Origin of the sequence: Flavobacterium hydatis (genome assembly GCF_000737695.1) — a bacterium.
GTDB lineage: Bacteria > Bacteroidota > Bacteroidia > Flavobacteriales > Flavobacteriaceae > Flavobacterium > Flavobacterium hydatis.
In genome coordinates this window covers 21,398-33,089 of sequence record NZ_JPRM01000050.1, presented here as the reverse complement: position 1 = coordinate 33,089, position 11,692 = coordinate 21,398, and the positions used below count along the sequence as shown (strand labels likewise).

Below are 11,692 nucleotides of genomic sequence, written 5' to 3'. Positions count from 1 at the left end.
TTTTTGTAGGTATCATTTATTTACAGAAGCTTTTTTAAAAAGCGAATAAAACTAATTAATTAAATTAAAAAATAATCAGGTATAAATACTTGATTTATAGATAAATGTAAATTTTTAATAAGAAATATAATAAAGTAATTAAAAGAAGGTTTTTACTGGTTTTTGAATAAATAAAAGGATGCTTTTGCAAAGTAAAATCAGATTTTAGGAGCGAAATGTTTCAGAAGTAAAAAGAAATTAATACATATTAAAAAAATATATTTTAACTACGCAGAATAATTGCGTAGTGCAATTTGAATATTTGCTCAAGAAATAAAAACACGTTCTTTTAAATAAAACAAAATGAATTAATCAGGTCAAGTCTAAAGTTACTTCAATAACCATTTAAGATATACTTTAACAATTATCGATTAATTCATTTTATAAAATATGGGGCAGTAGCTCAGCGGTAGAGCAGGTAGTTCTGAAATTATCCTCAAAAGGTCAATCTTAACTTACTTCTCGCATTGATAACGCCCGTGTCGTGGGTTCGATTCCCACCTGCTCCACAATTAATGGTCATTAAAACTTACTTCAGAACACGGCTAATTTCGGTTCGAATCCGAACGAGTTTTACAATTATCATTAAAAAAAAATGAGGGTCAAGATTAACTTACTTCTCGGGGAGACCCAGCAGGTAGCATTTAGTTAATCAATTATCCTCGAATTTAAGGTCAAGTGTTTCTTACTTCAAAAATCTTTTAGGTAGAACTAGAAACACAATTATCTAAATTTTTAAAATTAAAAAAATGAAAACACAAGAATTATTAAAAATCAGTTTACGTCAGAGCGCAATCTTTATTCCAACAGAATTTATTGCAAATGATGTTAAAAAAATATCAGGTACAACATTGGCTTTAGTAGCTAATGTTTCAAAACTTGGATTCACTTTTTCAGAATCGTTATTACATGCTTTAAATAATGTAAATCCGAATTATAAAATTGAAGTTTTAGACGTTTTAAAAGACGTTTTGGGAACAAATAAAAACTGGACTCCATTGGTTAAAGAATGGAATGTTCCTACTGGAGAATCTGTTTTAGATCATATGGCGACTTTGTTTGCTAATCTTTTTAAGTCTAGTAACGGAATCACTTTACAATGCGGACATATTATTCCTAACGATACTTTTCCTTTGGAAAGATATAATGGTTGCCCTTTTTGTGGTACTCCATTTGAATTTGGAAAGATAGAAAACTATGGACAAGGGAGTAAATTAAAGGTTTTAGAATTATGGTCGGAAAAAGAGCTAAATGATTTCTTTACTTCGTTATTGACATCAAAAACAGCTCTGGATGCTACTCAGGTAGAAAGTTTAAAAGCTTTAATTGTGCATTTGCCATTGCCAGATGTTGCTGTTGCAATGAAAGAAACGTTGATGCTTGTTATCGATGCATTAATCGAGCAAGATCAAGCCGAAAAAGCAACACAATATTTTAAAACGCCAGCAGATATTTTGAGATATTTATGGTACAAGAAAACCAATTTATTGCAAGTTATAGATCCAAAAACAATTATTCAGAGAGTTGAAAAAAACAATCAGCACCTGGCACATATGCTAGATAATAGTGTACAAGCCAGAATAACTGCCAAGGAGAACCTGAAACTTAAATATTCTAGAAAAGAATGTTTAATGGTTGCCAATTGGTTGAATAATATTGAAATGAGTGCTGATACTGCTTGCGAAATCATGCATCCAAAAAGAGGAATGTGGGTTCGTTTTATTAGAGCATTGCGTTTGCCTGAATATAGCAAAAGAAAAGGTTTCGAAAAATTAGCCGTTTTATTAGATACGTTCTATAACCAGACTTACGAAGTTTGGCAAGGGAATCTAAATCATTTTCGTTTGAAATTAGATGCAGATAAAACTTTTGCTTTGCTAAAACAACGACCAGGATTATTTGCTCGTTCGTTATTTTCGAATATGCTTTGGTTTGGAGCCGATGAAACGATAGCACATTTTAATGAAATTATAGATAAAGTGCCAGCACGATTGGTTTTTACTTTGAATATGTACGCTCAAAATTATTTTGATAAAACGATTCAGAGAAGTGTGAAACCATTGGGTGGAACTACTAAAAGAATTGAGCCAAATCGTTTGTTGTCATTGTATACAGATGAACAATTGGATGTGATGAAAAATCAAATCGAAGACGTTTGTATCTTGGCAATGAAGAAAAGATTTGCTGCTATTGCAAATGAAAATAAGACAATTTATATAGATCCACAATTGTTTAATATTCCTGTTTCGATAGGAGATAGAAGCGAAAATGTTCAGGATTTACCAGTTGCTTTAATGGGAACACGTTTCCCTATTGAAGGTAACGAAGTGCGATTGTTTATGCAATGGGGTAATGATTTACCAGCGCAACATCTGGATATGGATTTAAGCTGCCATATTGCTTATGAAGATAGTGCAGATATTTGTTCTTTTAGCCGATTAGAAACTAAAGGATGTAAGCATAGTGGAGATATACAAAGAATTCCGAATAAAATAGGTACGGCTGAATATATCAACATAAATATCGACGAATTAGCTAAAGCAAATGCCAAGTTTGTAACTTTTACCTGTAATGCATATAGTAACGGAAGTATAAGTCCGAATTTAATAGTAGGTTGGATGAATAGCAAACATCCGATGAAAATATCCGAGAAAACAGGAGTTGCTTATGATCCATCTTGTGTAGATCATCAGGTTAGAGTGACACAAAATGTTGCTAAAGGGCTTGTTTTTGGAGTTTTGGATGTAGCCAAAAGAGAAATCATTTGGTTAGAAATGACTTTTGCTGGTCAAGTTGTACAAGGATTAGATTATAAAGGTGTAAAAGCATTATTAGCTAAGCTGAACAGTAAATTAAACATAGGAAGTTTGTTAGTTCTTAAAGCCGAAGCGCAAGGTTTGGAAATTGTAGAAGCAGCAACTGCCGATGAGGTTTACGATGCAAATTGGGCAATTAATTCGGCTGCAGTTACCCAATTATTAATAGATTAAAAAAGTAAAAAACTACGAATGTAATGTTCGTGGTTTTTACTTTTGTTTTTATAAGTGAGAGGATTTAATTATATATTTACAGACTTAAGATTTTACTTCATAATTAGTTTTAAAAGTAAGAAACTAACTTAACGCATGAATACTACAAAAACACCTTTTTTAGATACAATATATCATCTCAGAACAATTGAACAGATTATTCTGTATGATAAAGTAATTACGATTTCTAGAGAAGAAGAGACAGATGTTACCTCATTTCTGGAAACCGAATATGAAAGGGAAATTTTAGATTATCCCGGTATAGCTCCCGAATTTAATTCTGAAGCGGCTTTGTGGGCATCCAAAACAGTATATCTAGCGGCACAACTATTATTATATAGAGAACATAATATTAAAGATTTGGTGATGCTTTTGCCAGATTATAAGGGAGAAATAAATGCATCGGCAATACTTTCTGCGGATATTTGTCTGCGTTTTTTACCGCAAATTATCATGGAAATGAAAAGGATAGACCCTGACGATTTGGTTATTCCTATTCTTGAAAAACATTTATTTCAGTTTCATTATTCGGCTGTAGGATTTGAGGTTGACATAGAAAAAATAGATTTTGAGATTCTTGCTGAAAATGATTGTTTGCAGCAACTTTATATAGACCGAATTGTACAGAGAAAAGCAATAAAATTTACCGAATCTGATTTTATAAAAAAACAATTAGAAATAGGATTTGGAGATTATAGAAAACTCTTTTGGGCACAATTATAAAATGATACGAATAAAATAAAAATAGAAGTAAGTAAATGAAAACTACCGATAAATTAAATATTGTTTTAAAGCATATTAAAGACACTTTTGTTGGAAAGAATGAAATTATAGATTTGTTAGGAATTGGATTATTAGCCAGAGAAAACGCTTTTTTGTTAGGGCCTCCAGGAACAGCAAAAAGTGCTATTATCAGAGCATTATCTAACGGAATTGAAGGCGGGAAAAACTTCGAATATCTTTTGACTCGTTTTACTGAACCTAATGAAATTTTTGGACCTTTTGATATTCGTAAACTTAAAGAAGGGGAATTAATAACAAATACTGAGGGAATGATGCCAGAGGCTTCGATGGTATTTCTTGATGAGATTTTTAATGCAAACTCAGCAATTCTGAATAGTTTATTAATGGCGTTGAATGAAAAGATATTTCGTCGTGGTAAAGAAACTAAAAAACTTCCTGCACTTATGTTTGTAGGCGCAAGTAATGTTTTGCCAGAAGATGAATCATTAAATGCGCTATTAGACCGTTTTTTAATTCGTATAAAATGTGATTACGTTGCTCCAGATTTATTACACGAAGTATTATTGGCAGGATGGAAATTAGAAGGTGATGCATCTAAAGAAGTACCAACAATTTCAGCGGACGAAATTAGAGAATTGCAACAACTTTGCCGTAAGGTAGATTTAACCCCAATTAGAAATGAGTACGTAGATATTATTCATAGTTTAAGAAATACGGGTATAAAAGTATCAGACAGACGTGCAGTAAAACTTCAGAATCTTATTGCTGCAAGTGCTTTAATGTGTGGCAGAAGTGAGGCAGTTTTATCTGATTTATGGGTTTTAAAATACATTTGGGATAACGAAGAACAGATTGAAATTCTGGAAGGAATAATTAATCAGATTATCGAAAAAGATAATTCAGATTCGTCTCATCCGCAAGCATTGTATAACAAAACTCCAGATGCCGAAAGCGTGATGAAAGAAGTTAATTACTTAACCGAAAAATGGCAAGTTGAGAATCTTTCTTTTGAAGAGCAAAATGTAATTAAAGATAAACTACGATATATTCAAACCCGTTGCGACTGGATTAAAGATGTCGAAAAGAAAAAATATATTCAGGATCATATAGAATCGTTGTGGCAAAAAATACTTCAAACTATTTAATATGTATTTTTTAGAAATTAAAAAAGAACACAAAGATTTTTTGGGATTAATCAGACATTGGGATAATCTAAAAGTATCTTTTGAAACTGATACGATCTGGATTAAAGATTTTTCTTTGGAGCAAATAGCCGAAGCCGAAATTCAGCAAATTCCATACAAAACGATATATGAATTAAAGGATAATTTATTGTTTGAAAAAGGAAAACTTTTACCTTCCAAAAAATTGCCTTCAGGATTATTGTGGACTCCAATTTTGCGTGCATTACCAGTTTCTTTGCCTAAATTCAATCATAACTTTTTTGGCGTAGACCAAAAGCTCAAAATAGTTTTAAAACCTTCAGAAGATATAAAAGAGGCTATTGCTTTGCTTGTAGATTACGAGGAATTGAAGCTGTATATAGAGTCGGCACCAAAATATAGATTAGAACCTTTGCAATGGGTAATTATCGATAAAAGGGCCTTAATCATTGGGAATCCATTATTGCCTATAAAAGGTAGTACGTATTGGATTGATAATAATTTTTTAATTCCAACAGGATATAATTTTGAATGGTTTGCCTTAGTCAAAATACTTCAGGAAAAATTAAATCCGTCAGAAGAAAATATAATACTCTGGAATACCGATAATAGTTATTCAATTATTTCAAAAACACAAATAAAACAACTTTCAATAAGTTCATTTCGCTTAACTTTTTCATAAAATAAAAATGGAATTTCAAAAGTATTTTCAATCATACGAAGACTATTTCTGGGAATGGGAGAATAAAATATTATCTGAAGATAGTGTCTTTGAGACCATAACAATCCCTAATGGACAAACTATTGGTTACGAGAAATTTGTTTTTGAAATTTTAGAATACCTTTCAGATGATAGTATTCCGCCATTCGGAACTTTACTGTTAGCCATTGTAGCTACAAATCCAGAGAATGAACAAGCAATCGAAATGATTCATGATTTGGTAAGAAGCAAGAATATAGTAACTGCTTTTCCACAATCTCAATCCTTTAGAGTTGGAGCCAGTATAGATTTTTTGAAATTACTGTCTAGTTTACCAAATGAATATAAAGTTGGCGAAAAAAGGATGAAGTTATTTCAGACTATTTTTCATGAATGTCATAATAGAGTTTCATCAGAAAAAGCAAAAAATCTTCTTGATGAATATAAAGATTACAGAGAACATTTATTAAAAACAGCTGAAAAAATTCCATTCAACGAGGCTAATTTTAGAAAAGATTTCAGAACATTGGCTTTGCTAAAAACTAAGTTTCCAACGCTTCAATCGATATTAGATGCGATGGAAAATATTCCACATGACGATTTAAATGATGCGTTGAATGAGGAAATTTTAGAAGAAAAAAATCTATCTGATAACGTAACTGATTTTGTAGATCAGCTTATTGAAGAAGACAAAACATTTCATGTAGGAAGTCTTATTAAACGACTTTGGTCAGGATTAAATATTCCGCTTCATCATAATCATCCGAGTGAGCAACCACTTGGAGGAATTTCTGATTTAACCAATAAAGGAGATTTTGATAAACTCGTAATTTCTGAATTTGCGTATGATGATGATGTTTTTATGTCAAGAATTGCCAATAACGAAGCCTTGTATATTCAGCGTGAAGTGCCGCCAGAAGCAGATAAATTCAAGCGCATTTTGTTAATAGATAATACCTTAAAAAACTGGGGAAATCCTAAAGTTTTAGCTTTTGCTTCGGCTATCGCAATTGCCAGACATCCTAAAACCGATATCGAATGTCAGGTTTATGTTGTTGGCGAAGATTATAAGGAAGTTTCAGTAGAAAATGTTAGCGAAGTCATTAATTCTCTAACTGAACTTAGTAGTAAATTAAGCTGTTCAGCAGGATTAGATTCTTTTTTTGCAGAAAATAAAATTAATAGTAAGAGTCAGGAAGTATTTCTTTTTTCATCTGAGGAAAGCCTAAAGCTTGCTCCGATGCAAAATGCTATGAGTACGTATTTTGATGATATAAAATACGTTTTTGCTATAGGTATGCAGGATATTAATGTTTTTAAAAATCAGAATAAAGGCAAGAAACTGTTGCAGCATATTATTATGCCGCTGGAGGAATTATGGCAAAAAGATAATAAAAACAAAAAGCAAAGAGATAGAGAAATAGCAGATGTAAGTATGCTGTTGCTTTACCCTGTTGAGCGATCTTACCAAAATATATTTACTCATAACAATGAGTTTTATATGTACATAAATGGTAATTTATTTATGTTCTCTAATGATAGATTTGATAAGGGATTTGTGAAAATAGCTTCTAACCTTCCGTTTAAGAATGGCAATTTTGCGATGAAAACGAATAGTGAAGGAGAGAAAATACTTTGGTATCATTATTATGATTTAATACATTATGCTAGCACCATAAATCTTAATACTAAAGAATTAAAAAGTTATAAAGATTTTGATGAAAAAATTAATGATACATCTCTCAAAGTATTTGAATATAATCAGGATTTTTATTTAGCAGGAGGTGTTATAGACCTTTTGCCAGTTTTTTACCAGATTGCTAACGATTTTCGTTCAGCAGCATTGAGAGACGAAAAACTAAGACAAGCTTTTAGGAATAATCTCGAAGTTAAATCTACTTTTATTCATAATTACAAATACAGCAAAGGCAAATATGCTGTAATTAAAAAAGTAGAGAGTATTGTGGTTTATGATAGTTGCTTGATAATTAATGGGTACGGAATTGAGAATTTGGAGTTCAGAAAGGAACATAGATTTTCACACAGACAACTGGGAAATTTATCTATAAAATTTAAAGAAAAAGTAAACCTCATTTTAAAAAATAAAGGAACATCACCTTTGGCTGTTGTACAGATAATAAAAACAAATACCGATAAAACTTTAAAAGAAGCTAAAGATATTATCGATGGAGAATCTAATGTTATTTTGAGTAACGTAAAAAAAGATGATGCTGAAAAATTAAAAAAAGAAATTGAAAGTAATGGAGCAACTTGCTATATAGAAACAGTACTTTTTGAATCTGAGGATGGAAGTATAATTAGAAATAAAGATGGAATCTTAATTTTTGAAAGCAGCGATACCAAACTTGATAAGTTTTATATTCCATTTATAATTAACATGCGTACTATTATGGCAACAGAAAATGAATACGCTGGAAATGATTACTTTATCCCAGGTCATACAAAAGAAAGTATAGCTGATGAAGTATTTATGGAAAAGTATTTTAAACCTTTTATTATGAATATCGTGAATCATGGAGCTTAAATTAAAAATAAATACAAAAAACACATTTCCTAAAGGAGGCATTTTCATTAAAAGTGCCTCAGCGGAAGTATGGCTTCATGAAATACAAAACATCGGGTTATCACTTGATTCTATTGCTGTTTTTCCGGTTCCAAGTATACACGCAAATGAATTACTGGGTTGCTTATTAGTTTTTAATCAGAGTAAAATGAAAATTACTGAGATTGGGAAAAATAACTTTTACCAATTGGCAGCAAACAAGTTATTTATTCCGGAAAATACTTTAATCACACCTGAATTAACAGAAGATGAATGGTCTAATTTGTTTTCAGAATCATATCATTTTTTGCATCCTGAAATTGGTTTAGTTGAATTAAAAGAAGAAGTAAACTGGGCAAATTTGCTTCAGTTGCCAATGCAAAAAGAAATCGAAATAACAGAACCATCAAAAACGGTTTCGATTCCGCAATTCATAACTTCGATGCGTATCGAGATAGATCAGGAAAAGATTTTAGAGACTATTGAAAATCCATCTTCAGAAGAAGAAATAATTGGGAAAATGCCTTTTGATATGCAAAAAGTAATGAAAGGAAACCAAAAAGAAATGGATAAGTTTATGGCTTTTCTAGATAAGAATCCAAAATTGGCTTTACAATATGCCATTCCGCTTGATACATTAGGAACCTCTAGAGGAGATAATTATGGGAAGTTTTCTTTTGGTTCTGGTGGAAATGTATTTAGATCTTTTTTTAGTAAAATTGGTGACTTGTTTGGTGGACAAAGTGGCGGTTTAACTTTAATTTTTAGATTGATTTTAGTTTTGTTCTTTGTGTCTGGTATTCGCAGTTGTAGCTCTGGAAACTCAAATTTTACAGCTCATAGTTTTTTTGTATTTGTAGTTGTTTTAATTTTAGTTATTTTAACTTTATTTATTATAATTATATCATTTTTATCACGAGGAGAATCGAGTGGAAGCGACTCAGCTTCCGGAGGATCTTTTCTGGTTGATTCACAAAGATTCAGCACTTTGCAAAGCAAATATGAAAAATTGGCTGAGGAATTTATTGAGAAAGGAGACTATCAGAAAGCGGCTCACATTTATTTGAAATTATTAAAGAATTATCCAAAAGCAGCCGAAGTTCTTGAAAAAAGGGAGTTGTATAGTGAAGCTGCAGGAATCTATTTAAAGTATTGCAAGAACAAACAAAAAGCAGCGACATGTTATGAAAAAGGTCATGCGTACAAAGAAGCAATTGAAATTTATAAAGAGCTAAACGACGATGAGAAAGTTGGAGATTTGTATATGATTCTTAAAGACAAAAAAGAAGCCGATAAGTATTTTAATAGAGTAATTGAAAATTACAAAACGAATTTTCAATATGTAAAAGCTTCGCTGGTTTATAAAAATAAGATTGGTGATGTAACAGAAGCTCAGGAAATCCTTTTGCAGGGTTGGAAGACAAATAAAGATGCTGGGAAATGTCTAAATAATTATTTAGCAAATATTGATTCAGCTGAAGACTTATCAATTGCAATAAATGATGTTTATAAAAATACAGTTATTCCAGAAAATGCACCAGTATTTCTTCATTTGTTAAAGCATGAATTTACAAAACATGAGGAAAACCAAAGAATGATAAAAAATATAGCTTATGAGATTGTTGCAGATAGGATTGATAAAAATCCTGATGTTGCTTCAGAATTAGTACATTTTAATAAAAATAATAAATTGATGCTAAAAGATATAATGAAGTACAAACTTAAAGCAAAGAAAAAGACTAGATAGATTTATATCTATTGTATCTAAAACAGAAAACCACGAATGTAATGTTCGTGGTTTTTATATTATATAGCTTTTTTATTTTGTAATGCCATTCGGGTTGCTAGAATATGCTCACAAGGTCCTTTTCGTAATTGATTTGATTTGTAAAAAGAGCATTCACAATTTCCTTCGATTAATCGATTGTCTTTGTCTATAACCGCCAGAGTAGTATAAGTGAAATTTTTGTCGGTTACTTTTCCTTTAATTTGCAATTGGTCATCTTTTACGTTTGAAGTAATTTTGATACGATTTTGAGCGATATACTGATTTGCAATTTCTTCTTGCGGACTTGCAAAACGTAATGTTTTCATATTCAAAGGTTCTTGAGTCAATTCTCGGACGCGATATACACCTAAATTTAAGTCATAAATTACTCTTCCAGCTTGAGTATATGCGGTTAATGATGCCGAAACTACTGAAGGATCAAGATTTAGTTTTTTGGCTAAATTATCAGATGTATCAAGCCAGTTTTCTTTTAATGCATTGAAGACTTTTTCTTGTGTAAATAAATCGACATTATTTCTTGGTGCCATTAAATCAAAATTTCCTGCTGTACTCCAATCATTTTTAGTCCAGCCAGATAAGCCTAAAGTATACGACATATCGCCTAAGTCGGCAATAAAAAAAGATGGTAAACCTGAGCCTAACAGAACAACTTTAAAATTACGTGTTACAGGAATTAGTCTTTCTAAAATAAGTAAACGGCGTCTTCCCCATATACGTATTGTTTTAGCTTCATTTCCTTGGTAAATAGAACGATGAAATGTGATTTCGTCATGCGTAGGTTCGAATATGGCTTTAATAGGTTTGTCCGGTTCAAGAACAAAACGTAAAGCTCTTGGTCCTTTCTTTTCTTTGAAACGACGCAAATATTGACACAAACTAAAAATATCCATTGGATGCAAATCCAGAACAGTCGCAGGCAAAGTCATTGCAGAACTTACTTGTAAAAATCCTCTAACCCAAGAATCAGGCAAATCAATTTTTATTTCTTTATAGACTTGTTCATTTGTGGTTTTAGCTTCAAAACCCGAGGGATCAATCTTAAATTCGGTTTCTTTATAATTTCTTATTTTTTGGAATTCATTATATAATCCTTCTGAATAATCAATGTTTGTTGTTCCGCATTTAAAGTCACTAATCTCTGTGAATATATTATAATTACAGCTTAATTTTCCATAAGATGATTCATCTTTACTAAAACATTCAAAGAATACTTCATCAGGATGTACTGTAATAACTGGGTCTAAGACAAACCAAGCATCTTTATCATTTTTATATAAATAATCAAAATAGGCAGTTTTTGCTTTGTTAAAAGGTCCCAGAATTGTTCTTTTCTCTTTTTGAACAACGCTCAATTCTTCTTTTAATTCCTGAATGCGTGCACGAACATTTTCAATCTGAAATTCGGCCATATATTCGCTAAGCCATAATTTTTCTTGTTCTGCAGCCCATAATTTGTATTCTTCTTTATCCTTTGGAAAAAAACGTAAATCGGAAATTACCACGTCATGCAATGCTGAAATGGCTTCTCTAAAAGCGATCTTTTGGTTTAGTTTTCCAACAAAAAAAGTAGGTTCTCGCAATGTATCTGGCGAAAAACTCATGCCAGTACTATTAGAGGTGTTATTTACAATGGTGCTTCCGCTGTATTTATAATCAAATAACATA

Annotated in this window: 7 protein-coding genes and 1 tRNA gene; 7 read left to right on the top strand and 1 reads right to left on the bottom strand. The window is 31.4% G+C overall.

Annotated elements, in window-relative coordinates; all coding sequences use genetic code 11:
* The first annotated feature begins 431 nt into the window (after nucleotides 1-431).
* From IW20_RS26470 to IW20_RS25645, 7 genes are all read left to right on the top strand, one after another.
* A tRNA-OTHER gene (locus IW20_RS26470) sits at nucleotides 432-548 on the top strand.
* A 240-nt stretch (nucleotides 549-788) separates the two neighbouring features.
* The gene (locus tag IW20_RS22640; protein ID WP_035627935.1) at nucleotides 789-3,029 is read left to right on the top strand and encodes a prokaryotic RING finger family 4; all 2,241 of its coding nucleotides are present in this window, start codon (nucleotides 789-791) and stop codon (nucleotides 3,027-3,029) included.
* A 135-nt stretch (nucleotides 3,030-3,164) separates the two neighbouring features.
* Nucleotides 3,165-3,791: a hypothetical protein gene (locus IW20_RS22635; RefSeq protein WP_035627934.1), complete on the top strand. Its 627-nt coding sequence runs from the start codon at nucleotides 3,165-3,167 to the stop codon at nucleotides 3,789-3,791.
* 35 nt (nucleotides 3,792-3,826) lie between these two features.
* Nucleotides 3,827-4,957: an AAA family ATPase gene (locus tag IW20_RS22630; RefSeq protein ID WP_035627933.1), complete on the top strand. Its 1,131-nt coding sequence runs from the start codon at nucleotides 3,827-3,829 to the stop codon at nucleotides 4,955-4,957.
* 1 nt (nucleotide 4,958) lies between these two features.
* Nucleotides 4,959-5,657, top strand: coding sequence for a hypothetical protein (locus tag IW20_RS22625; RefSeq protein WP_035627931.1), 699 nt, complete (start codon nucleotides 4,959-4,961; stop codon nucleotides 5,655-5,657).
* A gap of 7 nt (nucleotides 5,658-5,664) precedes the next feature.
* Entirely contained in the window at nucleotides 5,665-8,220 is a 2,556-nt protein-coding gene (locus IW20_RS25650; RefSeq protein WP_051886130.1) for a ribosomal protein L7/L12, read from the top strand.
* Nucleotides 8,210-9,985 (top strand): tetratricopeptide repeat protein, encoded by a 1,776-nt coding sequence (locus IW20_RS25645; RefSeq protein WP_051886128.1) that lies wholly within the window; start codon nucleotides 8,210-8,212, stop codon nucleotides 9,983-9,985. Before IW20_RS25650 ends, IW20_RS25645 begins: the two co-directional genes overlap by 11 nt.
* Before the next feature lie 59 nt (nucleotides 9,986-10,044).
* Here the strand turns inward: IW20_RS25645 and IW20_RS22600 are convergent, their stop codons facing one another.
* The gene (locus IW20_RS22600) at nucleotides 10,045-11,691 is read right to left on the bottom strand and encodes a hypothetical protein (protein ID WP_035627929.1); all 1,647 of its coding nucleotides are present in this window, start codon (nucleotides 11,689-11,691) and stop codon (nucleotides 10,045-10,047) included.
* Nucleotide 11,692: the final 1 nt, after the last annotated feature.

What these genes read in the sequence shown, in the direction of transcription:
- IW20_RS22640 (WP_035627935.1), top strand. Translation starts at nt 789, where the DNA reads ATGAAAACACAAGAATTATTAAAAATCAGTTTACGTCAGAGCGCAATC.
- IW20_RS22635 (WP_035627934.1), top strand. Translation starts at nt 3,165, where the DNA reads ATGAATACTACAAAAACACCTTTTTTAGATACAATATATCATCTCAGA.
- IW20_RS22630 (WP_035627933.1), top strand. Translation starts at nt 3,827, where the DNA reads ATGAAAACTACCGATAAATTAAATATTGTTTTAAAGCATATTAAAGAC.
- IW20_RS22625 (WP_035627931.1), top strand. Translation starts at nt 4,959, where the DNA reads ATGTATTTTTTAGAAATTAAAAAAGAACACAAAGATTTTTTGGGATTA.
- IW20_RS25650 (WP_051886130.1), top strand. Translation starts at nt 5,665, where the DNA reads ATGGAATTTCAAAAGTATTTTCAATCATACGAAGACTATTTCTGGGAA.
- IW20_RS25645 (WP_051886128.1), top strand. Translation starts at nt 8,210, where the DNA reads ATGGAGCTTAAATTAAAAATAAATACAAAAAACACATTTCCTAAAGGA.
- IW20_RS22600 (WP_035627929.1), bottom strand. Translation starts at nt 11,691, where the DNA reads ATGTTATTTGATTATAAATACAGCGGAAGCACCATTGTAAATAACACC.